The sequence below is a fragment of the Prevotella phocaeensis genome (assembly GCF_900065875.1).
GTDB classification, from domain to species: Bacteria; Bacteroidota; Bacteroidia; order Bacteroidales; family Bacteroidaceae; genus Prevotella; species Prevotella phocaeensis.
Genome location: NZ_LT160624.1, coordinates 205,750 through 229,901, shown reverse-complemented (window position 1 = coordinate 229,901; position 24,152 = coordinate 205,750). Strand labels below are relative to the sequence as shown.

Below are 24,152 nucleotides of genomic sequence, written 5' to 3'. Positions count from 1 at the left end.
TCGGGCCATAATATATATTTACTTATTTAGTTCTTTCAAAAAGCTGTCTGCCTCGTGCAGCGAGTCTAATTTTCCTACATCCAGCAATTTCAAGTCTTCCTTCACGCATCCGTGAACGGAATAACGGCTACACCATTTCAGATAAAAGTCTACAATACCGAATTTGCTCGGCATTTCTTCCATACAAGGAAACAGAGACGGAGAAAGTACATGTATGCCGCTAAAGGCATACATATCGCAGGACGCGGGATCGAATCCTTCGTATGAGCTCTTTACTTCGCCCGTCTCGACGTTCGTCCACCCTTTCAGAAAGCGAGAAGCATCTTTGGAGAAAAGCAGATAACGTTTGGTTTTTCGCCGACTGACAAGCAACGTAGCATCGGCATTTCGCCCTTCTTCGTAAATACATTTAAGGTCTACGTTGCTTAGAATATCCACATTATGAATTAAGATTGGGCTATTGGCATCGAAAAAGTGCATAGCTTTTTTGACACCTCCGCCGGTATCGAGCAACATTTCGCGCTCATCACTCACACAGATGTCCAGTCCGAAATTATTATTTGTCCTTAAATAGTCTATGATTTGGTCGGCAAAATGGTGTATGTTTACGACAATTCTTTCAAAGCCGGCACTTTTCATTTCCATGATCACATACTTCAGCAACGGCTCACCGCCCACCTTTACCAACGCTTTGGGTATCGTATCGGTGATAGGCTTGAGGCGTGTGCCCAATCCGGCCGCAAAAATCATTGCTTGCATCATAGAAATGTCTTTAATGCATGCAAAGATAGCGAATATATTTCAGTCTGCAAAAAGTTTCATAAACAAGATATAAAAAGAAGAGGCGCGAAATGTAAACGATATATAGTGCTTTTATCGGGCATAGACAGCATTTTTATCCGGCTTAGATGTCGCCTCTATCGATAACTGGCATGTCGCCTATGCAACATATTTTCGACCGTCGGGATTGATGAAGGAAACAGATATAAAAAGCATGGGCGACGAAGATGGTATGTATCTTTGCCGCCCATGTGATGAAAATATTTTGTTTCTTTGCTTATTTCTTTGCTTCAAGCACCTGTGAAATGCCTTGCTCGCGATGCACGATATGCACTTCGACACCGAATTTATCATGCAAATGCTCGGCTAAATGCTGCGCGCTGTACACAGACCGGTGCTGTCCGCCGGTGCAACCGAACGAAAACATCAGGCTCGTGAACCCGCGCTGTATGTAACGCCTTACGTGGTGATCGGCCAGTTTGTACACGTTTTCCAAGAACGTAAGTATCTCGCCGTCGTCTTCGAGGAAACGTATAACGGGCTCGTCGAGCCCTGTAAGCTTTTTATATGGCTCATATCGCCCGGGATTATGCGTAGCCCGACAGTCGAACACATAACCTCCGCCGTTGCCGGAAGTATCTTCGGGCAGTCCTTTATGATAGGAAAAACTGTACACGGTGATCACGAGAGGGCCTTTTCCATCATATTTCGAAAACGTTGCAGGCCCATCGAGCGGGTTCGCAGGATATACCTTGCTGTCGGTTATCTTGTATCCGTCGGCTCTATTCACCAAGGGTTTCTCGGCTATAGCGAATTGCGGTAGCTCTGTCAGCCGCTTCAACATATCCATCATATAAGGATAAGGGAAGACGTCTGCACTCAACTTCAGCAGTTCTCGTAAATTCTGCATCGCTGCAGGTATCGAATCAATAAAATGTTTCTTGTGTTCAAAGTAGCCGCGAAAGCCGTATGCGCCCAGCACTTGTAATGTCCGGAAGAGCACGAACAGGTTAAGACGCGCCACGAAATGCCTTACGGTGGGCACTTCGGTATAGTTCTTCAGCGAATTGTAGTACTCGTAAACCAGTTCTCTGCGCAATTTAAAAGGATAATGTGCCGAAGCTTGCCACAGAAAAGAGGCAAGATCGTAATAGAACGGCCCTTTCCTACCACCTTGAAAATCTATGAAAAAGGGATGTCCTTGGGCATCGAGCATAACATTTCGGGCCTGAAAATCGCGATAAAGAAAGCTCTCACCCTTCTCTGCCGTCAGGTCTTTGGCAAACATACGGAAGTTTGCCTCGAGTTTAAGTTCGTGGAAATCGAGTTCCGTAGCTTTCAGAAAGCAATACTTAAAGTAATTAAGGTCGAAAAGCACGCTGTCTTCGTTAAATTCCGGCTGCGGATAGCAGTTCGACCAGTCGAGTCCGTGGGCGCCGCGTATCTGAATATTCGGCAGTTCTCGTATGGTATTGATGAGCAATTGCTTCTCATGCTGGTTATATCTGCCGCCTGCATCGCGCCCGCCACGTATGGCTGAAAACAAAGAAACGTCGCCGAGGTCGGTCTGAAGATAGCACAGCTCGTCGGCGCTTACCGCCAACACTCTGGGCACAGGTATCCGATTCGTGGCGAAGTGATTGGCTAAATAGACGAAAGCGTGGTCTTCATCGCGGCTCGTACCTATGACTCCAATCACTGTTTCGCCTTTATTGTCGGTCATACGATAGTAAGCGCGGTTGCTACCTGCGCCGGGTATTTTCTCTACATTTGCAGGCTGCGCCCCCGACCACTTTAAATATAAATCGTTCAACTCACTCATAAACGGTAATATTTTACCGGCGGAACAGCAGCGATACCGGTCTTTTCTCCATTCGCATCCTGTCCGCCCACTTCTTTTCAGCTTTTTCTGTTACAAATCTTTATTCTTTTTCCGTTTTTCATCCCACGCCGCGATCAGGTGTTCCACAACAAAGAGCAGAAGGAAAATAGCAAGCGATAACACGAAAGAACCGGTAATAATAATCAAACCGCCGGCAACTATCACAAATATTCCGAGGCGTATCCAGTCGATATTATGCTTCATACTGCCGACAAAGATACTAAAAAGTTGAGAGTTGTACGGCGAATGCCGAAAGTTTTTTTGCTTTTATTACTCCTATTCATCCGCTTTTTAGTACCTTTGCCACGTTAGCAATCGAACATTATGCAGACGAACAAATACTTGATAGCCAACGATACAGACCTGCAATGGGGACTAACCGTAAGCACCGTGGGCTACGAAGAAATAAAGCGAAACGAACCCTATCCGACGACCGGCCACGCAGACGGATACTACTTCCACATCGACAAAGGCAGAATACTGAACGAATATCAAATGCTCTATATCGTCGAGGGCAGCGGCACGTTCAGTTCAGCCCACCTGAAAAACGTATCCATAAAGGCCGGCGACATCTTCTTCCTTTTCCCCCGAGAGTGGCACTCGTATCACCCGCAGCCGCAAACGGGCTGGAAAAGCTATTGGATCGGCTTCAAAGGAGAGAATATGGACAAGCGCGTGGCATGCGGCTTCCTCTCGCCCGCCAAAGCCATCTATCACGTAGGATATTCTGCCGATATCATCCGGCTGTACGAACTGGCGCAAGACACGGCCAACCGCGAGCAGGCATATTCGCAGCAGATGCTCGCCGGCATCGTGAACCATCTTATCGGGCTGGTGTATTCGCTCGAACGAAACATGTTCTTCAACAAAGATTCCGCACAAGTGGAACTAATCACCAAGGCCCGCCTAAAAATAAGACAAAACCTTCAGACCGACATAACCATACAAGACATCGCCACCGAGCTGGGCGTGAGCTACTCCACCCTGCGCAAATTATTCAAGGCATATACCGGATTTCCGCCCGCCCTGTATCAGCAGGAGCTTCGGCTTCAACGGGCCATGGAGCTGCTGTCGTCTTCGGAAATGAGCGTCAAAGAAATTGCCTATCTGCTGAATTTCGATTCTTCGGGCTACTTCTCCACCAAATTCAAAAAGAAAACGGGAGTCACGCCAAAGGAATTTAGGGAGAAAATAAAATAATTTCCCAAACGCTTCATGATAATCCCGCGCATAAAACGGATTTTCAGTCCGAACGAGCCCCTCGATTGCACATAAAACAATTTTTTAGCCCGAGCAAGCCCCTCGCCCGCGCACAAAACAAATTTTCAGCACAAGAAAGCCCCTCGCCTGCGCGCAAAACGGATTTTCAGTCCGAGCGAGCCCCTCGATTGCGCGCAAAACAGATTTTCAGTACAAACGAGCCCCTCGCCTGCACGCAAAACTGATTTTTCGCCCGAGAAACCCCATCGCCTGCACGTAAAACAGATTTTCAGCCCAAGAAAGCTCCTCGCCTGCGCATAAAATCTTTCGAGGGTTGCGGCGGGCGCGCTACTCCCCCACCGTGCGAAGCATTTCTTCGGAAAACAAAAGCAGGCTGCCCGTGTATGAGGCAACCTGCAAAACTTATCACCAATTATAAACCTAACGGGGAATACCCCATGAAGATTATTCTTCTGCCGGCTTCATGTTCGTGTAGACATTCTGCACGTCATCGTCGTCTTCAAGCAAATCTACCATCTTGTCGATCGTCTCGCGCTGCTCCGGCGTAACGTCTTTCAAATCGTTCGGAATGCGCGTAAACTCGGCTCCTTTTACTTCGAAACCGTTGTCTTCGAGATATTTCTGAATGTCGCCGAAGCTTTTCGGATCGCCGTAGATGGTAATTTCGCCCTCTTCCTCATCGACGTCGTAATCATCGTCTACCCCGAAATCGATCAGTTCAAGTATCAGCTCATCCATGTCTACGCCGTCTTTCTTCTTGAACGTGAACACGCATTTATGATCAAACAGGAAGGAAAGCGAGCCCATTGTGCCGAGGTTGCCGCTGAATTTGTTGAAAACGGCGCGCACGTTCGCCACCGTTCGGGTTGTATTGTCCGTAGCAGCGTCTACAAAGATGGCGATCCCATGAGGGCCGTATCCTTCGTACGTCATTTCCTTATATTCGCTCTGATCCTTGCCCATCGCGTTTTTAATGGCGCGCTGCACGTTGTCGTTCGGCATGTTCTCGCGCTTTGCGGTTTGTATGATGGCGCGAAGATGCGGATTGTTTTCCGGATCGGGCCCTCCGGCTTTCACCGCAATAGCGATTTGTTTGCCGATCTTTGTGAACGTGCGGGCCATGTGCCCCCATCTTTTTAGCTTTGTTGCTTTACGATATTCAAATGCTCTTCCCATTGAAGTTTATTGTTTTAATTGTTTGTCGTTTCTAAAATGTTGTTATCTCAATTGTGCGCCGAGCTTCGTGGTGAGCTGCGTTATGAGTTTATTCATAATGGCATCGATCTGCTTGTCGTTAAGCGTTTTCTGCTCGTCCTGCAAAATAAAGTTCACGGCATAGCTCTTCTTGCCCGCGGGCAGATTCTTGCCTTCATACACATCGAACAGTTCTACGCGTTTCAGGAGTTTCTTTTCGGTCTGTCTTGCCAGCCGGTCTATCTGCTCGAACTGCACATCTTTGTCTATCAGCAATGCCAAGTCGCGACTCACGGCGGGGTACTTGGATATTTCTGCGAACTCAACCTTATGCTTGCGCACGGCTTTCATAACTGCCGTCCAGTTTATGTCTGCAAAATATACATTGCCGGAAATGTCGGTCCGCTTCTTCAACTCTGTGCTCAAGATGCCCATCTCGGCAAGCGTCTTGCCGCCTCTGTTTTTAACCGCCAAACCTTTTGAAAAGATGTTGTTGTCGCTGTTTTCCACAACATACATGCCCGGCACAATGCCTAAACGGGCAAAAACGTTCTGCACATAAGCCTTCAGTTCAAAAAAAGAAGATACTTCATCAGGATGCGCCCACGATCCTTCTACGCGCTTTCCTGTTACCCAAAGTCCGAGGTGGCATTCTTCCGTATAGCCTTTAATCGGCTCATCGGCCGTCCATTTGTCCTTATCATAATGGTAACAGTTGCCGAATTCGAAAAATTTCAGGTTCGAATTCTTGCGGTTCGCATTGCGCATGATACTCTCCAAACCGCCGAAAAGTAATGTCTGCCGCATCACACCGAGATCTGCGCTCAGCGGATTCATCACCTTTACCGTGCTTTCTTCCGTGTAATGATTGAGCCCGGCGTAATAAGAAGTCTTCGTCAACGAGTTATTCAATATCTCGCTGAAACCGCACCCCACGAGCTGTTCGCTAATAATATTTTGCAGGTGATCGGCTTTGTCTTCCTCCCCCTGAACAGTCAATGAGTTCTTGAGCTGTGCGGGTATCTCAACGTTGTTATAGCCATAAATGCGCAGAATATCTTCCACAACGTCGCAAGGGCGCTGCACATCCACCCGATAAGCCGGCACAAGAAGTTCCAAGCTACGGTCTTCTTTCTCGGCTTCAATCTTCATTTCCAAGCTCGTTACAATGCTTTTTATCGTATTATGACCGATCGCTTTGCCAATCAATCTATCCACATAATCGTATTCAAGCATTACTCTGCTGCCGGCAATCGGCTCGGGATACACGTCTTTGATCTGCATGGAAATCTTTCCTCCCGCAAGTTTTTTACATAGAATGGCAGCCTGTTTCAGTGCATAAACGGTACCATCGGGATCGATTCCGCGCTCGAAACGATAGCTCGAATCGGTGCTTAGTCCATGTCTGCGCGCGCTCTTACGAATCCACGTAGGATGAAAATAAGCGCTCTCGAGTACCACGTTCTTGGTCGTATCATACGTTCCGCTGCCTTTCCCGCCGAATATTCCGGCTATGCACATAGGCTCTTCGGTATTGCAAATGCTTAAATCGTGTGATCCGAGCGCATGTTCCTCACCGTCTAAAGTTACGAATTTTGTTCCTTCGGGCTGCGTCCGCACGACAATCTTCCTACCTTTCACCATGTCGGCATCGAAACAATGCATGGGCTGTCCGTAAGCCATCATAATATAATTGGTAATATCTACGATATTGTTTATCGGGCGCAAACCTATCACGCGCAGTTTATTTTGTAGCCATTCAGGGCTTTCCTTTACCTCGCAATCCGTTATAGAAACGCATGCATAACGCTTGCAGGCATCGGTATTTTCTATTTCAACATCTATCGGCAGCGCCTCGTTGTCTACTTTAAATGCACTGCAATCCGGTCGGTGTAACGATGTTCGATAACCGTTCTGCAACAGCCATGCATACAAATCGCGTGCTACGCCGTAATGACTTAATGCATCCGACCGATTCGCTGTAATATCTATTTCGATCAGCCAATCGCTTTCAAGATGATAATATTCTGCTGCCGGGGTTCCCACAACAGCATCGCTCGGAAGTACGATAATTCCGTCATGTCCGGTACCTATGCCTATTTCGTCTTCGGCACAGATCATCCCGAACGAGTCTACACCGCGAAGACGCGATTTCTTTATGGTAAATTCATTATCCCCCTCATAGAGCACACAGCCCAGATCGGCAACAATAACTTTCTGCCCTGCGGCCACGTTCGGGGCTCCGCAAACAATCTGTTGCGGCTCTTCTTTACCGAAATCCACCGTTGTGACATGAAGATGATCGCTATCGGGATGCGCCTCACAGGTAAGAACTTTACCGACAAACAATCCTTTCAGACCTCCCTTCACGGTCTGTACCTCTTCGAGAGAGTTTACTTCAAGACCGATAGAAGTCAAAGCATCCGCCGTTTCCTGTGGAGTTAAATCGAAGTCTACATACTCCTTAAGCCACTTATAAGAAATATTCATATGCCGTTATTGTTATGTTCAGAAATATTGCTGCAAAAGTACGAAAAAAACGTCATTATGCAAAAATAATCTTACGAAAGTTCATTACGGAAACCGATTTGCACAATTGTAAACCTTATATCCGTTTTCTGCCGTAAAAAGATTACATATCTATCAATGATAGACACGCCACCTATATCCGATAGAAAATACATCTATGCAGTGTAGATATACCATGTTCCGAAATATCTTATTTATCCCGTCGCACAAAGATCATTTGCTTAGGCAACTTAACCCACTTTCGGTTTCTTGCTATTTTAAGGGAACTGCCGCTTATTTGCTTAAAGCTAAAAGTGCTGTCGGCATTGAATGTCAGTGTTGCATGAAAATCTTCACTGCCATAATCATTCGTTAAGTTCAACTCAGCAAAATGGTTATTCACACACTTAGCAGAGGTAATGAACCATTTCCGGGAGTCTGTATAATCGCCGAAGAAGCCGGCCATCTCGCCCAAAAACTCTTGTCCGGGCACTTTTATGTTATTAGCATAAAAATCAATTGTCAGATATACATTGTACTCCTTATTATATATAATACCCTTAAAGACACCGTCGGTTTGTGCCATGCAGCCCGATAAAGGTATTAAAAACAATGCTATCGTTAAAATAATTTGCTTCATAATCTCGATTAATTATTTAATACAAAGGTACTTGATTATATCAAGAAAACAAGAACTTTTATAAAAATATATCTGCTTAAATTGCGTTTTTATGAATTTTATGTTATCTTTGCCCACATTATCATCAATTGTATATGGGCAAAAACAGATTGTTTCCTGATTATATTTTTGAAGCAAGTTGGGAAGTATGTAATAAAGTAGGCGGTATATACACCGTTCTTTCTACAAGGGCAGAAACATTGTGTAAACGGATGAACGACCACCTTATTTTCATAGGTCCCGATTGTTGGAAAAACACAGGTTGCCCTTATTTCACGGAAGATAAATCTTTATTTCACGATTGGCGGGAATCTGCCATTGCTGAAGGACTAAAATTAAAGATAGGCCGGTGGGATATACCCGGCCAACCGATAGCCATTCTCGTAGATTTCTCCACATTCTTTGCTCAAAAAAACGATATTTATACCCGCTTATGGGAATTCTATCAGGTGGATAGCCTGCACGCTTACGGCGATTACGACGAGGCTTCGATGTTTTCGTACGCAGCAGCTAAGGTGGCAGAAAGTTTCTATCATCATTATTTAGACAAAACTAAACGGGTTGTTTATCACGGGAATGAATGGATGACAGGCTTGGGATTACTCTACTTGCGCCATGAACTTCCGCAAATAGCCACAGTCTTCACTACTCATGCAACCAGCATTGGGCGTAGCATAGCCGGTAACAATAAGCCGCTTTACAAATACCTTTTTGCTTATAACGGCGACCAAATGGCGGCCGAACTCAATATGCAAAGTAAGCATTCTATTGAGAAACAGACAGCCAAGCATGTAGACTGCTTTACCACGGTAAGCGATATTACAGCCAACGAATGTAAAGAATTGCTCGACAAGCCCGTCGACTTTGTATTGCCAAACGGTTTTGAAGACAGCTTTGTTCCTAAGGGAAATGCCTTTACTGCCAAACGAAAAGCAGCACGAAAACGTATGCTTTCGATTGCCAATGCGCTGATGGGAACCAATTTAAACGATGATACTTTAATCATATCAACAAGCGGACGCTACGAATTTAGGAACAAAGGAATAGACGTTTTCATAGAATCTATGAACCGTCTTTCGCAGACAAACGAACTTAATAAAGATGTTTTGGCATTCATTGATGTTCCGGCGTGGGTGAGCGAACCGCGGCAAGACCTTATTGAAAGGTTGGGAAGTGGTAAACAATACGATACGCCTCTCCCCTATTCAATGCTGACGCATTGGCTCCATAACATGGATAACGACAATGTATTGGGCATGATGAAGCATCTCGACATGCAGAATAAAAAAGACTGCAAAGTGAAAATTGTATTCATGCCTTGCTATCTTACCGGAGACGATGGTATTGCCAACATGTCTTATTATGACATTATATTGGGTAACGATTTGTGCATCTATCCCTCGTATTACGAGCCTTGGGGATACACACCTTTAGAATCTATCGCATTCAAAGTGCCTTGCATAACCACGGATCTTGCCGGTTTCGGCCTGTGGGCCAACTCTGTTAAAGGGGCTTACAGCGAGATAGAAGACGGCGTAAAAGTAATACATCGCACCGATGATAACTACTACGAAGTAGCCGAACAAATCAAAGAAACTGTTATCAAATATACTGCTTTCGGCGATACTGAAATAAAAAAGGCACGGAGCAATGCCGACAAATTATCAAAAAAGGCACTGTGGGAGAACTTTATCGAATATTATTACGCCGCATACGACTTTGCATTAAGGCGTGCAGAAAGAAGAAAATAAATAACAAATAAACAAAAACATTTTTTATGAAAATTAAAGCCGATTACGCTAATGCTCCCCAATGGAAAAGCATGACTATCAAGTCGAGGCTTCCGGAGGAGATGAAGTGTTTGGACGAGTTAGCCCATAATATGTGGTGGGCATGGAACTATGAAGCCCGAAACCTATTTAAAAGTTTGGATGAGAAACTTTATGAAGAGGTTGGACACAACCCTGTTCTGTTATTGGAACGTCTCAGTTACGACCGCAAGATGGCGCTTGTAAAAGACAAGGTTGTGATGAAGAATATAAATAAAGTATATACGGATTTCCGTACATATATGGATGTAGAACCCGATAAGAAGCGCCCCTCCGTGGCTTATTTCAGCATGGAATATGGACTAAATCAGGTTCTGAAGATTTATTCAGGCGGGCTCGGTATGCTTGCGGGCGACTATCTGAAAGAAGCATCAGATAGTAACGTGGATATGTGTGCGGTTGGTTTTCTTTATCGTTACGGATACTTCACACAGTCGTTAAGCATGGATGGTCAGCAAATAGCTAAATACGAAGCGCAGAACTTCAGCTCGTTGCCGATCGAACGTCAACTGGACGAGAACGGTAATCCCGTCGTTGTAGACGTTCCGTATCTGAATTATCTGGTCCATGCTTATATATGGCGCGTAAACGTAGGGCGCATCAAACTGTATTTACTCGATACAGACAATGAGATGAACTCCGAGTTCGACAGACCTATCACCCACTCCCTTTACGGCGGTGATTGGGAAAATAGGCTGAAACAAGAGATACTTCTCGGCATCGGCGGTATATTGACATTGAAGAAACTGGGCATAACCAAACAGATATACCATTGTAACGAAGGCCATGCCGCCCTCTGCAACCTGCAGCGACTCTGCGATTATATAGATGGAGGCCTGTCGTTCAATCAGGCTATGGAGTTGGTGCGTGCTTCGTCTCTCTATACTGTTCATACCCCCGTACCTGCCGGTCACGACTATTTCGACGAGACTCTTTTCGGTAAATACATGGGCGGCTATCCTGCAAGACTCGGCATCACATGGGATGAGTTCATAGGTATGGGACGCCAAAACCCTGAAGATCACAACGAAAGGTTCTGCATGAGTATCTTCGCATGTAACACTTGTCAGGAGGTAAACGGTGTTAGCAAGCTCCACGGATGGGTAAGTCAGAAGATGTTTGCGTCGATATGGAACGGGTATTATCCCGAAGAAAATCATGTCGGCTACGTAACGAACGGCGTACACTTCCCCACATGGACGGCCACAGAGTGGAGAAAATTGTACGATAAATACTTCGCCCCTAACTTCATAAAAGACCAAAGTAACGAAGAGATATGGCACGCCATCTACGATGTTTCCGACGAGGAAATATGGAAGACACGTATGGCATTAAAAGAAAAACTTATCAAACACATACGTGAGAAGTTCACCGAAAGCTGGCTGAAGAACCAAGGTGATCCTTCGAAAGTCGTATCTATTATGGAACGCATTAACCCCAATGCATTGATGATAGGCTTCTGCCGTCGCTTTGCCACGTATAAGCGTGCCCATCTTTTGTTCACTGATCTCGATCGTCTGTCAAAGATAGTAAACGATCCGGAGCATCCTGTACTGTTCTTCTTCTCCGGTAAAGCCCATCCTGCGGACGGTGCAGGACAAGGACTCATTAAGAAGATTTTTGAAATAAGCCAGCGGCCAGAGTTTTTGGGGAAGATTATATTCCTCGAAGACTATGATATGCAATTGGCAAGACGCCTCGTTTCGGGCGTGGACATCTGGATGAATACGCCCACACGCCCGCTCGAAGCATCGGGTACATCCGGCGAGAAAGCCGAGATGAACGGCGTTGTAAACCTGTCGGTTCTCGATGGATGGTGGGTAGAAGGCTATCGCGAAAACGCCGGTTGGGCACTTCCGCAGAAACGTACCTATCAAAATCAAGAATACCAAGACCAGCTCGATGCCGCAACCATCTACTCGCTTCTCGAAAACGACATCATTCCGATGTACTATAAGAAGAACAAGAAAGGCTATAGCGAGAACTGGATCAAAGTCGTTAAGAACTCTATAGCAACCATCGCACCTCATTATACGATGAAACGACAGCTGGATGATTACTACACAAAGTTCTATACGAAAGAAGCAAAACGCTTTGAGAAACTCGCTGCAAAAGACTATCAGCTGGCCAAAGAAATTGCTTTATGGAAAGAGACCGTTGCAGAGCGTTGGGATGGAATACACGTTGTTTCCAAACAGACAGGACTACTTGAGAAAGGTGGTGAGACCGGTGTCAAGTATAAAATGCAATACGTAATCGACGAACAGGGATTGGATGACGCTATAGGATTGGAACTTGTAACGCTGAAAAACGAGCAAAGCGGCGATGAACGCGAAATATTCAGCATACATCCTTTTGAAGTCGTGGCGCACGATGGCAACAATTACACTTTTGAAGCTGTAATAGAACCGGACGAGGCTGGTGCTTTCCGCACATGCGTACGTATGTATCCGAAAAATAAGAACCTACCCCATAGGCAAGATTTTTGCTATGTAAAATGGCTTGAATAATCGGAGATATCCGTATAAACATATAAAAAATGCACCAAAGACACGGAAATATCTTTGGTGCGTTTTTCGTATATTGCATTTTACTATTATTATATCACGGTGTGAACTACGGAGGTTGACGCCATGAACCACGGAGGTTGACATCGTGAACTACGGAGGTTGACATCGTGAACCACGGAGGTTGACATCATGAACTACGGAGGTTGACGATTGAGAGCACCCATTCTGTCGCGGTACACATATATCTTATCTGCAACAGAAATGCAACCTATCGGACTTATCTATAGCATGTTTTTCCGGTAAATCGCAACCTATCCGGCACACATATTACTATTTTCCCCAAATAACGCATACAAAAACTTTACTATCAATAACCGGGATTTTGCACCAGATTGGGATCTATCTGCATCTGATCGATAGGAATAGCAAACCAATAACTCTTTGGAGCTGTAAATTTAGACCTGTCTATATACGTCCCATCATTCATCTCCGTTAATTTATAGTACGCATCAGCTGTTTTTCCCGTAATGTCCCATGCTTTTTCTTTATGTTGGAGCACCTTTTCAGCAATCTTCCATCTGCAACATTTTGTCGGTATTCCACTCTTTTACAGTAGTGGGCCCGCCGTTATTTAGCAATTTAGCCTGCAGTGTTATCAGGCTTGATTCGAACAACAACAAAAGCATCAAAAGTTGCCTTTGCCAATAACAAAATTTACTTTTCATCTGTTTTCAAGTTATAAAATTATTATATGGTTCATTGACTAATGAATTGTCAGGTCTTTATATCAATTTATCAGGCAATAGTTTATCAAACTACGCCAAACAGGTCTAAGTAATAGTTTTTCAATAAATTATTGTAGTTTCACGATACCAGTATAATATTGGATTGTAACAAAATAAAGAATAGCCATTGGATGGTCGCAAAAATAATTAATTTTAGTTAGAAATCCAAACTTTTTCTTGCAAAATATTAAATGTAAAACGGATTTCTGATGTTTTTACATGATTTAAATCTATCAAATAGTTCTGCCAATAAATAAAGGCATAAAAAATAAAATTTATGGATATATTACAATGAAAAAACCTAATTGAAATATGTCTTGAGATGATATACATAACTCCTAATCACGCCATATACAGCCTCTATCAGCATTAGGATAATCATATATGAACAATAAACATACTGTGGGTTATAACAATATCAAAACAACATTTTCATGCTTCCTTATTTTCATTATCCACCGAAAGTATATAATATCTTGTTCAAAATAACAAAAAAGCATGTAAAACATATCGCAACCGTTCTTTATCAGCAAACTGTTGCAACATGCTTTACATGCCCTATCTGTATCAGAAATTTATTCTCCCTCGGGAGTAATCAGTTTATAACCCTTGCCATGGATATTAATGATTTCGATTTGATCATCGTCTTTCAGATGTTTGCGTAACTTCGTGATATATACATCCATAGAACGAGCATTGAAATAGTTGTCATCTATCCATATCGTTTTCAGTGCAAAATCTCTTTGCAGTATTTCATTGGCATGAGCACACAACAGAGCGAGCAGTTCATTCTCCTTTGTTGTGAGCTTTGTCTGCTTATCTCCGATAGAAAGTAACTGCTTCTGTGTGTCGAATGTAAAGCGCCCGATATGGTAAAGCGTAGACTCTTTATTCTTCTTTCCGCGCACACGACGCAGGATTGCCTCTATACGTAAAACCAATTCTTCCATAGAAAATGGCTTGGTAATGTAATCGTCTGCCCCGATTTTAAATCCTTCAAGGATATCTTCTTTCAATGTTTTAGCCGTAAGGAAAATAATAGGTATCTCTGCATTAGCTTGGCGGATTTCCTGTGCTAATGTAAAGCCATCTTTCTTAGGCATCATTACATCGAGTACACAAATGTCGAACTTACTCTTCAAGAATTCCTTATAACCAACTTCACCATCAGGACATAATACTGCCGTATAGTCCTTTGCCTGTAAATATTCGCGAAGTAACATACCTAAATTTTCATCATCTTCGCACAATAAAATTTTCAACTTATCTTCCATAATTTTTAATGTTTATATATTAATAATTCTTATCAGCATAATCAGTCTTCCTTAATAACAGGAAGTTTGATTGTAAATTCCGTACCTTTTCCGAACTCACTGTCTACACGAATTTCGCCATTATGCAGATCAATAATCTTCTTTACATAAGCCAAACCAAGCCCGAAGCCCTTTGCATCGTGCACATTACCCGTATGCACACGGTAGAACTTTTCGAATATACGCTTCAAATTTTCTTTTTTGATGCCAAGTCCTGTATCGCGAACTGACAAATATAGATAATCGTTATCATTCCATGTCTTCAGATAGATATCGATAGGCTTATCTTGTTTTCTATATTTTACGGCATTATCCATCAAATTAAATATCACATTTTGGAAGTGCATTTCATCCACATAGATAGTAGAATCGATGGCACCTATATCAGTATAAATCTTTCCTCCCGTATGCTCTACGCGCAATGTGAAAGAGTTAGCTATATTCTCCACAATCTCATTCAGGTCGAGACGTTTCTTTTTGAACACCGCTTTCTTGCGGTCGAACATTGACATCTGCAATACTTTCTCAACAAGGAAACGCAAACGTTTGGACTCATCGTTGATCACTCCACCGAGATGTGCCATCATTGCCTCGCTCTTGCTAACCGACTTATCATTAAGCATCTGGGCTGCAAGCGATATACTTGCTATAGGTGTTTTTAATTCATGAGTCATGTTATTGATAAAATCGTTTTTGATTTCTGTATATCTCTTTTGCCTAAAGATGATAACTATCGTGAAAACAAACGTTACCAAGAGCACGAAAGTAAACACAACTGCCGGTATAAGGAACCGCACAGAAGAGAATATGTACTCGTTCATCTCCGGAAAATGTATCTTGACAACTCCCATATTCGACTGTGGATCGTTGCGAAAGAGCACTTGAGAATAGGTATATTCTTCTCCATCATCAGAATAATCCGGACATCTATAGACTTCTCGCCCGTCTTGTGTGCTTACAGTAAAGTGGTAAGGTATATTAATTCCGTTATTCATCAGCTCCGCTTTCAAATCCTGATCGAGCAATTTAAAGTTGACTCTTTCCTTTAATGGTTTTTCTGAAGCTGAATATAATATGGAGTATACTACCTCATCGAGCAATGCCTTTTGATAAACATAGCGATTTTTAACGATTTCCTGTAACGACTTGGAAGCCTCTGACAATGAATTTTTATCGTTATGTAGGATCATCGCTTTAGGCATTTGAGACGGTTTCGTTGTTATTGTTTTCAACTCGAATGATGAATAGACCGTTCCATCATTACCTGCAACGGAATATTGATGAGACTGTTGAATAGTACCATCAGGTTGCCCCGATCTCGTGCCAATAGAGTCTTGTCGGAAGGCTTTGCGTTCTGTTTCGTTTACATCCTTCTCAAGATAGCGTAAAGTTTCATTGAGTTCCAAATTACGTGCAGCCTGATAAAGCGCACGGTTCACAGACTCATCGAATTGTTCTTTCTTCATATTTGTCATTTCGCGAATATATTTCAATTGCAAAAATAGCAATGCAAGGAAAGAAAATCCCATTATAATCGATATAATCCAAATCGTTTTCTTCTTCATGTCAGCAAAGATAACGAATCTCTTAACTCATTAACACAACCATGTTAAACAAACATATAAAATTTAACAATATTAACATTATGTGCCGTTTTACATTCGTATATATGCACAATGGTAAAAGATGTGAGTGTATTCATAAAAAGAAACAATAGATTTATTGAAGGGCAACACGAGCGGGATAAAATAATAAATAACAAAAATATGTATTCTTACTTCACCTTATTAAGGTTTTTGCAAGAGTAAGAGATAAACTAATTTCCTATTTAAAACTGTATGTACACAACATTTTGCTTTCTTGTCATCAGCATCAATCAGGCATTAATTTCCCTGTAATCAACAGATTACATACTCTGCAACTCTATGACAGAGAAATTAGATCAACATAAAACTGTATATAAAGACTTCTCGATATTCACTGAATTCATGTATATAGATGCTAATCCATAATATGTTTTTCTTAAACTGTATACATTTATTAAGGCACAAAACAAAAGCAGGAGAGAGGCAAACATAGTCTCATCTCCTGCGTAAACTTGATTTTAAAATATATCGTTAATTATTGACACTTCCTCCGACAATATCAAGCAATTCGTTTGTAATAGCCTGTTGCCTACTCTTGTTATATTGTAAACTCAAATCACGCAATAATTCATCCGCATTATCTGTTGCCGTCTGCATTGCTACCATGCGTGCAGCATGTTCGCTTGCATTACTGTCCAACAATGCGGTATACACCATTAAGTTGAGCAATTTCGGAGTTAAAGTCTTCAATACTATCTCAAGATTTGGCTCTACAATAAAGTCATCATTCAATGGTTTCACCTCTTCGGCATTCGATTGTTCTTTCTGTTTCTTCTTACGTAGATATTCCTGTGCCTTAGCAGTCGCCATATTTGAACTCAAATCACGATCGTTATCTGAACCGATCTCTGTAGATAAATCTATCGGTAAGAAACATTTTCTTGTTAATACCTGAGAACCGGCACTCTTAAAATGATGATAAATCATTTCTACCTTATCAACTTCTCCTTTCAAAAACTTTGCAGATAACTCCTTGGAAATTTCAGCACATTGCTTTGCATCCGGTTTTTCGGCAAGCTCAGTAAAGTTACCGACACATCGTAACCCGAGTCTTACCGCTTTTTCGGCAATCTTTCTTCCTATAGGATAAATAGTAATATCATCAATGCCTTGCTGTTTATATTCACCAACAGTTTGCTGCATCACCTTGATAATATTGCTATTAAATCCTCCGCAAAGAGAGCTGTTAGAAGAGAATACCATAAGCACCACTTTCTTAACGTCCTTATGTCCGATCTCAAATGAGCTTTCGGCTTCCTGTCTGCTTGCAAGAAATGCCTTAAGAATATGCTCCAACAAATTTTCATAAGGAAGCATATTTTGAATGGCGATCTGAGCATGATGCAATTTAGACGATGCCACCATCTTCATAGCACTCGTTATTTTACGTGTACTATTGACAGACGCTATACGTGTTTTGATCTCTTTTAATGATGGCATAGGCTATCAAGCTTTATATTGTCCAGCTATATCGGCCATAGTGTTTTCTATCGTGGCCGTCACTTCATCGGTAAGTTGTCCGTTTGCCAACATCTCAATAACATCCGGATGCGATGTACGCATCTTATCAAGGAATGTATCTTGGCATTTTCTTACTTGATCGACTGGCACGCTTTGCATCAGTCCATGAACTCCACAATACAGAATAGCAACCTGTTCACCCACCGGCATTGGTGTATATTGAGGCTGAATAAGAAGCTGGTTATTCTTCCGCCCACGATCAATCGTCATCGCCGTTACAGGATCCATATCGCTTGAGAATTTGGAGAAAGCCTCCAGTTCACGGTACTGTGCTTGATCTATTTTCAGTGTTCCGGCAACCTTCTTCATGCTTTTTATCTGCGCAGAACCTCCAACACGAGAGACGGATATACCTACATTGATAGCCGGACGGAAGCCTTCATTAAAGAGATTAGTCTCCAGATAAATCTGCCCATCTGTAATAGAAATTACATTGGTCGGGATATATGCGGAAACATCTCCAGCCTGCGTTTCGATAATCGGGAGAGCAGTTAATGAACCTCCGCCTTTTACATGCCCTTTCATACATTCCGGCAGATCATTCATTTGCTCTGCAACTTCCTGCTGATCGTTTATACGTGCTGCACGTTCAAGTAAACGGGAGTGAAGATAGAACACATCGCCGGGATATGCTTCGCGCCCAGATGGACGTCGGAGAATTAATGAAACTTCTCGATAAGCAACAGCCTGCTTACTAAGATCATCGTATACAACAAGGGCAGAATATCCTCTGTCACGGAAATATTCACCGATGGCCGCTCCTGCAAACGGAGCATAATACTGCATGGCTGCAGGATCGGCAGCCGTTGCACTTACAATAATCGTATAAGGCATAGCCCCATGCTCTTTAAGTGTCTGCACAAGTGCAGCAACGGTAGATGCTTTCTGTCCGATTGCAACATAAATACAATACACAGGCTTTCCTGCCTCATAAAAACTTTTCTGATTAATAATAGTGTCAACCGCAATTGCAGTCTTTCCCGTCTGACGGTCACCAATGATAAGCTCTCGTTGTCCACGACCTATAGGAATCATAGAGTCTACAGCCTTTAGACCTGTCTGTAAAGGTTCTTTTACTGGTTGACGATAGATGACACCGGGTGCTTTCCTATCAAGAGGCATTTCAAATGCGTCTGTAATGTCAATATCTCCTGATCCATCAATAGCCTGTCCCAAAGGATTAACGACACGTCCGAGGAAGTTATCATTAACGCGGATAGAAGCAATTCGGTGAGTACGTTTTACCGACAGTCCTTCTTTGATACCTGTAGTAGAACCGAGAAGCACACAACCGACATTATCTTCCTCCAAGTTCATCACAATAGCCATCGTACCATTCTCGAATTCAAGGAGTTCATTCGCCTCGGCATTGCGAAGTCCATAAATACGAGCGACACCATCACTGACAGTCAGCACTGTACCAATTTCTTCAAAATGTTCTCTTTCGTTAATCTGTCGGAGCCGCTGAAGCAATACCTCAGACACTTCACTTGGTTTTATTTTATCTGACATTTTATTTATTTTATTTCTTAAATTCTGTTAGAATACGGCGAAGTTTAGTCTTTACACTGGCATCCAACCGATATGTATCATATTCTAAGATAAATCCACCAATGATATCAGGCTCTACTTCCGTATTAAACTTTACAGTTCCATGAGTTTTGCTTTCGACCATCTGCTTCATTTTCTGTTCTGTAACAGCATCTACAGCAGTAGCAGTGACAAGTTTTCCGAGAGTGATATTTTTATCTTTCCTGTAAAGAGTAATATACGATGCAGCTATGAATTGCAAAGCATACTCCCTATCCTCACTCAATATAAGAGCGATAAACTTCCTTGTTAACGGATTGGCAGTATTACCACAAGCTGTTTCAAGTAACATCTGCTTCTTACTCTTTGAGAGAATAGGATTATCTATCGTAATTCTCAGTTCAGGCACTTCGACATAACTCGCCATCAGATATTGCATCTCATGATAGAGTTCGTCTTCCCGCTTTTCCATAACTGCACATTTGAGAAGGGCACGGGCATATCGAACTGATATTACACCTAAATTCATAAACTACAATTTAATCTTTATTTTTGCTTTTAGAAACGTCATCTAACAGTCGATCAATCATTTCCATTTGCATATCATTTGAGGATAATTTTTCGCGTAAGATATTTTCTGCTATTTGAATACTAAGCTCAGCCACCTGAGTTCTAATATCCCGAACAGCATTCTGCTTATCATTTTCGATTTGCGCCTTGGCATCTGATATTATACGAGCACTTTCTTCATGTGCCTTTACCTGTGCCTTCTCGACTATAGCATCACGAGTTACGGCAGCTTCATTTATGACTTGGGCCTGTTTCTCACGTGCTTCTTGCAATATAGCATCTCCCTCCTGTTTAATATTATCAAGACGTTCCGAGGCTTCATGTGCCTTGCGCAGGCTATCATCTATATATTGCTTACGCCCCTCCACCATCTTAATAATAGCGGGGAACCCGAATTTAGCAAGGACACCAAAAACCACCAAGAACGCCAAGAACATCCAAAACAGCAGTCCGAAATCTGGCGTTAATATTGATGGGAAATTATTCATCTATATTTTTATTACTTGATAACGAATGCACAGGCTGCAATAGCAAAAAGAGCACATCCCTCTACGAAAGCCGATGTCAATATCATATTTGTCATAATCTTACCAGAAGCTTCGGGTTGACGTGCAATAGCATCCATTGCGTTACCACCGATTTTACCAATACCCAAACCTGCACCAATTGTTGCAATACCTGCACCGAGACCGCAGCCCAGCTGTGCCAGACCTTCAGCAGCCAATAATGTTGAAATCATCATAATTCTTTTTTATTTATTAATTATTTGTTATTATTCTTTTTATTCTGTTTGTGTTACTCAACTTCATGCTCTTTATGAGCCATACCGATAAACACTGCGCTCAATAATGTAAACACATAGGCTTGAACAAATGCCACCAATAGCTCAAGACAATTCATAAAGAGGAGCATAATTACACTAAAAAGATTTAAACCTATACCATAACCAACTCCCATAGACCAACCAAGGAAAATCACACATGTGAAACTCAATATTACTGCATGGCCAGCCATCATATTAGCAAAAAGACGGATCATCAAGGCAAAAGGTTTTGTAAATATTCCGAATAATTCTATTACGGGCATCAGAGGTATAACTTTTAAAAAAATCGGAACCTCCGGCCAAAAGATTTCTTTCCAATACTCTTTGTTGCCAAATAGATTAATTGCAAGCATAGTACACACTGCAAGAAACATTGTAATATTAATATTTCCCGTAACATTTGCACCTCCGGGAAAGATAGGAATTAGTCCTACCAAATTACATGCAAGTATGAAGAAAAATACAGTAAGCAAATAAGGAGCATATTGTTTATAATGCTTCTCACCCACCGATGGCCTTATCACTTCATCATGAATGGTCATCACCAGCATTTCCATTGCTCCAACAAAACCTTTCGGGGCATCGCTCTTTTCATTCCTTTGGGTATACCACCGCGCACATGAAAGAAAAACGATAATAAGTATTATCACCACTATCCATATTTGCAAAACAGCTTTCGTGATACTTAAATCAATAGGATGTACACTACTGCCATCTTTCAAACGTTCATATATTTTACCATGATGATTTTTATCGAAAAAGAAACCTTTAGGCAAACTATGAACAGTACAAAAATGCCACTCACCTGTAGATTCACTCCTTATAATAATAGGTAGCGGGATACTTAAATATTTTCCATTATAAGTCGTTATATGCCATTCATAAGAGTCTGATAAATGCTCAAGTACAATCTCCGATATATCCAACTTGCTATTATTGCCCTCGTTGGCTTGGCTCTGCATCGGGACAAGCATCACCATCATTAGAAAAAGTATTGCTTTTATCTTTTTCATTATTTTAATATCTATATTCATTTCATACATGTTATATTCATCCTCATGATTTCTGCATTTTCGCAAAAAACAGTGTGTGATGTATTATCAACATAAGGTAGAATACAAGAAATATCAAAAAGAAAACTGATATTTCACTACGCCCTGCAATAAGATAATAGACAAAGAATACTATCAAAGCCAAAAGCATTCTAAAACCAGACACAGCCATAAAAAATGTAGGTAGGCTGTCAACCGCCCTTTGAGCAACACGACACCAGACCTTAGCTTCTGTTATTTCAGACATAAGAGAAAAGACAACAGCTACAGTTAAGGGAACAAGCATCCCTTTTATTGCTCCGATCCACATTATAGACAGTATAAGAAAGCTCAAAGCAATAATTGCCCAAAGGCCCTGCTTGATATACAATTTGCACAATTTGTTTATATCTGTCATCTTTTCGTCCATATTCTTTCGTACGAAAAATTAGATTTCAACGCACATACTCACTTCATTTTTCTGAACTTCTACAAATCCCCCCAAGATGTCTATTGCCGTCTTTTCACCTTTAGGCATAATAAACCGGATCGTTCCTTTTTCAAGAGAAGATATGATCGGAGCATGATTAGATAAAATCTCAAATTCTCCGAGAGTTCCCTGAACAACTACGCTGTCTACTTCTCCAGTGAAAATAATTCTTTCGGGAGATATAATTTTAAGTTTCAGCATATAAACTTATAATTGCTAACATTTACCACCTTACACATTTGCTGCGGCAAGAAGTTTTTTTGCTTTCTCCTTGGCATCTTCAATCGTACCCACATTAAGAAACGCTTGTTCCGGCAAATCGTCAACCTCTCCATCAAGAATAGCATTAAAGCCTTTTATGGTTTCTTCAATCGGAACCATCACACCGGGTAACCCTGTAAACTGTTCTGCAACAGCAAACGGTTGAGATAAAAATCTTTGTACACGACGCGCACGGTTCACAGTTAATTTATCTTCGTCTGACAATTCATCCATGCCAAGGATAGCGATAATATCTTGCAACTCGTTATAACGCTGAAGCAATTGTTTAACACGTTGAGCACAATCATAATGCGCCTTCCCTACTATCAACGGATCAAGAATACGCGATGTACTTCCCAGCGGATCCACCGCCGGATAAATTCCGAGCTCAGCTATTTTACGTGAAAGTTCTGTTGTTGCATCCAAATGCGTAAACGTCGTAGCTGGCGCCGGATCAGTCAAGTCGTCTGCCGGTACATATACAGCTTGCACAGATGTAATAGAACCTTTCTTGGTAGAAGTGATGCGTTCCTGCATAGCTCCCATTTCAGATGCCAGCGTAGGTTGATAGCCAACAGCAGAAGGCATACGCCCTAATAATGCAGATACTTCCGAACCTGCTTGTGTAAAACGGAAAATATTATCGATAAAAAACATAATATCAGCCGGTTCACCATTCTGACCTCCATGGTCACGGAAGCCCTCGGCAACGGTCAAACCAGACAACGCAACAGAGGCACGTGCGCCCGGTGGTTCGTTCATCTGTCCATAGACAAGAGTCGCCTGAGACTTTTGCACTTCTTCCGGATCAACGAGACTTAAATCCCATTTGCCTTCTTCCATAGCCTTACGGAACTTATCTCCATAACGGATAACTCCCGATTCAAGCATATCTCGAAGCAAATCGTTACCTTCACGGGTTCTCTCTCCGACTCCAGCGAACACAGAGTACCCATTGTGTCCTTTAGCTATATTATTGATAAGTTCCATAATAAGTACGGTCTTACCAACTCCCGCGCCACCAAATAATCCGATTTTACCACCTTTCATATATGGTTCCAACAGGTCAATAACTTTGATACCTGTTGCCAACATTTCTTTATGAGTAGATAATTCGTCGAACTTAGGAGCTGCACGGTGTATCGGATATGAGCCTTCCATATTCAATGCACTCATACCGTCTATCGGCTTTCCGATAACATTCATCATTCGTCCTTTTATCTGATCACCTGAAGGCATTGTAATAGGACTACCCGTAGGAATAACTTCCAAATTACGTTGCAGACCGTCGGTATTATCCATAGCTACGCAACGCACGGTATCTTCGCCAATATGTTGCTGAACTTCTATGACAAGATCACTTCCGTCAGGACGCTTCACTTTCAGCGCATCATAGATTCTCGGAAGCACCTTTTCGGGCTCTTCTCCTTTTGTATCAAAATAGACATCAATAACAGGTCCGATAATCTGAGATATTCGTCCGCTAATTTGTGACATAATTATTATATTATATAGTTTTACTTCTGCAATATTGTCGCAAAGATAAAAATAAAATTCAGCACAAACAAATTTATGCTGT

22 protein-coding genes are annotated in these 24,152 nt (G+C 42.1%); 3 read left to right on the top strand and 19 right to left on the bottom strand.

Annotated features, from left to right (window positions below):
• Window positions 1–18: 18 nt before the first annotated feature.
• The 3 genes from BN3912_RS06380 to BN3912_RS12310 form a co-directional block, all read right to left on the bottom strand.
• The gene (locus BN3912_RS06380) at window positions 19–762 is read right to left on the bottom strand and encodes a nucleotidyltransferase family protein (RefSeq protein WP_036858917.1); all 744 of its coding nucleotides are present in this window, start codon (window positions 760–762) and stop codon (window positions 19–21) included.
• A 295-nt stretch (window positions 763–1,057) separates the two neighbouring features.
• Window positions 1,058–2,602 (bottom strand): RapZ C-terminal domain-containing protein, encoded by a 1,545-nt coding sequence (locus BN3912_RS06375; protein WP_023983143.1) that lies wholly within the window; start codon window positions 2,600–2,602, stop codon window positions 1,058–1,060.
• Between the two features lie 90 nt (window positions 2,603–2,692).
• Window positions 2,693–2,866, bottom strand: coding sequence for a hypothetical protein (locus BN3912_RS12310; protein WP_195906772.1), 174 nt, complete (start codon window positions 2,864–2,866; stop codon window positions 2,693–2,695).
• Between the two features lie 120 nt (window positions 2,867–2,986).
• On the opposite strand from BN3912_RS12310, the gene BN3912_RS06370 reads away from it, so the two are divergent.
• Entirely contained in the window at window positions 2,987–3,862 is an 876-nt protein-coding gene (locus tag BN3912_RS06370; protein WP_064972276.1) for an AraC family transcriptional regulator, read from the top strand.
• Between the two features lie 465 nt (window positions 3,863–4,327).
• Here the strand turns inward: BN3912_RS06370 and BN3912_RS06365 are convergent, their stop codons facing one another.
• The 3 genes from BN3912_RS06365 to BN3912_RS06355 form a co-directional block, all read right to left on the bottom strand.
• Window positions 4,328–5,059, bottom strand: coding sequence for a YebC/PmpR family DNA-binding transcriptional regulator (locus BN3912_RS06365; protein ID WP_023983146.1), 732 nt, complete (start codon window positions 5,057–5,059; stop codon window positions 4,328–4,330).
• A gap of 42 nt (window positions 5,060–5,101) precedes the next feature.
• Window positions 5,102–7,567 (bottom strand): phenylalanine--tRNA ligase subunit beta, encoded by a 2,466-nt coding sequence (pheT, locus tag BN3912_RS06360; RefSeq protein WP_064972275.1) that lies wholly within the window; start codon window positions 7,565–7,567, stop codon window positions 5,102–5,104.
• Window positions 7,568–7,796: 229 nt separating this feature from the next.
• Window positions 7,797–8,225 (bottom strand): hypothetical protein, encoded by a 429-nt coding sequence (locus BN3912_RS06355; RefSeq protein ID WP_023983148.1) that lies wholly within the window; start codon window positions 8,223–8,225, stop codon window positions 7,797–7,799.
• 134 nt (window positions 8,226–8,359) lie between these two features.
• Between BN3912_RS06355 and BN3912_RS06350 the strand changes: the two genes are divergently transcribed.
• Both BN3912_RS06350 and glgP read left to right on the top strand, forming a co-directional pair.
• Window positions 8,360–10,015, top strand: a complete 1,656-nt coding sequence (locus BN3912_RS06350; protein ID WP_023983149.1) for a glycogen/starch synthase — start codon at window positions 8,360–8,362, stop codon at window positions 10,013–10,015.
• Window positions 10,016–10,041: 26 nt separating this feature from the next.
• A complete protein-coding gene (gene glgP / locus BN3912_RS06345; RefSeq protein WP_023983150.1) occupies window positions 10,042–12,603 on the top strand; it encodes an alpha-glucan family phosphorylase in 2,562 nt (853 codons plus the stop codon).
• Between the two features lie 367 nt (window positions 12,604–12,970).
• Here the strand turns inward: glgP and BN3912_RS12630 are convergent, their stop codons facing one another.
• The 13 genes from BN3912_RS12630 to atpD form a co-directional block, all read right to left on the bottom strand.
• Window positions 12,971–13,162 carry a RagB/SusD family nutrient uptake outer membrane protein gene (locus tag BN3912_RS12630; RefSeq protein ID WP_036858925.1) on the bottom strand — a complete coding sequence of 64 codons (192 nt, stop codon included), beginning with the start codon at window positions 13,160–13,162 and terminating at the stop codon, window positions 12,971–12,973.
• A gap of 4 nt (window positions 13,163–13,166) precedes the next feature.
• Window positions 13,167–13,328: a hypothetical protein gene (locus tag BN3912_RS12175; RefSeq protein WP_023983151.1), complete on the bottom strand. Its 162-nt coding sequence runs from the start codon at window positions 13,326–13,328 to the stop codon at window positions 13,167–13,169.
• Window positions 13,329–13,963: 635 nt separating this feature from the next.
• Window positions 13,964–14,662, bottom strand: coding sequence for a response regulator transcription factor RprY (gene rprY / locus BN3912_RS06335; protein WP_004370596.1), 699 nt, complete (start codon window positions 14,660–14,662; stop codon window positions 13,964–13,966).
• A gap of 41 nt (window positions 14,663–14,703) precedes the next feature.
• Window positions 14,704–16,266: a sensor histidine kinase gene (locus BN3912_RS06330; protein WP_004370597.1), complete on the bottom strand. Its 1,563-nt coding sequence runs from the start codon at window positions 16,264–16,266 to the stop codon at window positions 14,704–14,706.
• Between the two features lie 552 nt (window positions 16,267–16,818).
• A complete protein-coding gene (locus BN3912_RS06325; protein ID WP_023983153.1) occupies window positions 16,819–17,787 on the bottom strand; it encodes a F0F1 ATP synthase subunit gamma in 969 nt (322 codons plus the stop codon).
• 6 nt (window positions 17,788–17,793) lie between these two features.
• Window positions 17,794–19,380, bottom strand: coding sequence for a F0F1 ATP synthase subunit alpha (gene atpA / locus BN3912_RS06320; RefSeq protein ID WP_023983154.1), 1,587 nt, complete (start codon window positions 19,378–19,380; stop codon window positions 17,794–17,796).
• A 10-nt stretch (window positions 19,381–19,390) separates the two neighbouring features.
• The gene (locus tag BN3912_RS06315) at window positions 19,391–19,927 is read right to left on the bottom strand and encodes a F0F1 ATP synthase subunit delta (RefSeq protein WP_023983155.1); all 537 of its coding nucleotides are present in this window, start codon (window positions 19,925–19,927) and stop codon (window positions 19,391–19,393) included.
• A gap of 10 nt (window positions 19,928–19,937) precedes the next feature.
• On the bottom strand, window positions 19,938–20,456 hold the full coding sequence (atpF, locus tag BN3912_RS06310; protein WP_023983156.1) for a F0F1 ATP synthase subunit B: 519 nt from the start codon (window positions 20,454–20,456) through the stop codon (window positions 19,938–19,940).
• A gap of 11 nt (window positions 20,457–20,467) precedes the next feature.
• A complete protein-coding gene (gene atpE, locus BN3912_RS06305) occupies window positions 20,468–20,710 on the bottom strand; it encodes an ATP synthase F0 subunit C (RefSeq protein WP_023983157.1) in 243 nt (80 codons plus the stop codon).
• A gap of 53 nt (window positions 20,711–20,763) precedes the next feature.
• On the bottom strand, window positions 20,764–21,804 hold the full coding sequence (gene atpB, locus BN3912_RS06300; protein WP_036859115.1) for a F0F1 ATP synthase subunit A: 1,041 nt from the start codon (window positions 21,802–21,804) through the stop codon (window positions 20,764–20,766).
• A 43-nt stretch (window positions 21,805–21,847) separates the two neighbouring features.
• Window positions 21,848–22,252: a hypothetical protein gene (locus BN3912_RS06295; RefSeq protein WP_023983159.1), complete on the bottom strand. Its 405-nt coding sequence runs from the start codon at window positions 22,250–22,252 to the stop codon at window positions 21,848–21,850.
• An 18-nt stretch (window positions 22,253–22,270) separates the two neighbouring features.
• Window positions 22,271–22,513, bottom strand: a complete 243-nt coding sequence (gene atpC / locus BN3912_RS06290) for an ATP synthase F1 subunit epsilon (protein WP_023983160.1) — start codon at window positions 22,511–22,513, stop codon at window positions 22,271–22,273.
• A gap of 30 nt (window positions 22,514–22,543) precedes the next feature.
• Complete coding sequence (atpD, locus tag BN3912_RS06285) at window positions 22,544–24,070, bottom strand: F0F1 ATP synthase subunit beta (RefSeq protein WP_004370606.1); 1,527 nt, start codon at window positions 24,068–24,070, stop codon at window positions 22,544–22,546.
• Between the last annotated feature and the right edge of the window lie 82 nt (window positions 24,071–24,152).

What these genes read in the sequence shown, in the direction of transcription:
- BN3912_RS06375 (WP_023983143.1), bottom strand. Translation starts at nt 2,602, where the DNA reads ATGAGTGAGTTGAACGATTTATATTTAAAGTGGTCGGGGGCGCAGCCT.
- atpF (WP_023983156.1), bottom strand. Translation starts at nt 20,456, where the DNA reads ATGAATAATTTCCCATCAATATTAACGCCAGATTTCGGACTGCTGTTT.
- BN3912_RS06350 (WP_023983149.1), top strand. Translation starts at nt 8,360, where the DNA reads ATGGGCAAAAACAGATTGTTTCCTGATTATATTTTTGAAGCAAGTTGG.
- BN3912_RS06315 (WP_023983155.1), bottom strand. Translation starts at nt 19,927, where the DNA reads ATGAATTTAGGTGTAATATCAGTTCGATATGCCCGTGCCCTTCTCAAA.
- atpC (WP_023983160.1), bottom strand. Translation starts at nt 22,513, where the DNA reads ATGCTGAAACTTAAAATTATATCTCCCGAAAGAATTATTTTCACTGGA.
- BN3912_RS06330 (WP_004370597.1), bottom strand. Translation starts at nt 16,266, where the DNA reads ATGAAGAAGAAAACGATTTGGATTATATCGATTATAATGGGATTTTCT.
- BN3912_RS12175 (WP_023983151.1), bottom strand. Translation starts at nt 13,328, where the DNA reads ATGAAAAGTAAATTTTGTTATTGGCAAAGGCAACTTTTGATGCTTTTG.
- atpD (WP_004370606.1), bottom strand. Translation starts at nt 24,070, where the DNA reads ATGTCACAAATTAGCGGACGAATATCTCAGATTATCGGACCTGTTATT.
- atpE (WP_023983157.1), bottom strand. Translation starts at nt 20,710, where the DNA reads ATGATGATTTCAACATTATTGGCTGCTGAAGGTCTGGCACAGCTGGGC.
- BN3912_RS06365 (WP_023983146.1), bottom strand. Translation starts at nt 5,059, where the DNA reads ATGGGAAGAGCATTTGAATATCGTAAAGCAACAAAGCTAAAAAGATGG.
- atpA (WP_023983154.1), bottom strand. Translation starts at nt 19,380, where the DNA reads ATGTCAGATAAAATAAAACCAAGTGAAGTGTCTGAGGTATTGCTTCAG.
- BN3912_RS06380 (WP_036858917.1), bottom strand. Translation starts at nt 762, where the DNA reads ATGATGCAAGCAATGATTTTTGCGGCCGGATTGGGCACACGCCTCAAG.
- BN3912_RS06325 (WP_023983153.1), bottom strand. Translation starts at nt 17,787, where the DNA reads ATGCCATCATTAAAAGAGATCAAAACACGTATAGCGTCTGTCAATAGT.
- atpB (WP_036859115.1), bottom strand. Translation starts at nt 21,804, where the DNA reads ATGAAAAAGATAAAAGCAATACTTTTTCTAATGATGGTGATGCTTGTC.
- BN3912_RS06355 (WP_023983148.1), bottom strand. Translation starts at nt 8,225, where the DNA reads ATGAAGCAAATTATTTTAACGATAGCATTGTTTTTAATACCTTTATCG.
- BN3912_RS06370 (WP_064972276.1), top strand. Translation starts at nt 2,987, where the DNA reads ATGCAGACGAACAAATACTTGATAGCCAACGATACAGACCTGCAATGG.
- BN3912_RS12310 (WP_195906772.1), bottom strand. Translation starts at nt 2,866, where the DNA reads ATGAAGCATAATATCGACTGGATACGCCTCGGAATATTTGTGATAGTT.
- pheT (WP_064972275.1), bottom strand. Translation starts at nt 7,567, where the DNA reads ATGAATATTTCTTATAAGTGGCTTAAGGAGTATGTAGACTTCGATTTA.
- BN3912_RS06295 (WP_023983159.1), bottom strand. Translation starts at nt 22,252, where the DNA reads ATGGACGAAAAGATGACAGATATAAACAAATTGTGCAAATTGTATATC.
- glgP (WP_023983150.1), top strand. Translation starts at nt 10,042, where the DNA reads ATGAAAATTAAAGCCGATTACGCTAATGCTCCCCAATGGAAAAGCATG.
- rprY (WP_004370596.1), bottom strand. Translation starts at nt 14,662, where the DNA reads ATGGAAGATAAGTTGAAAATTTTATTGTGCGAAGATGATGAAAATTTA.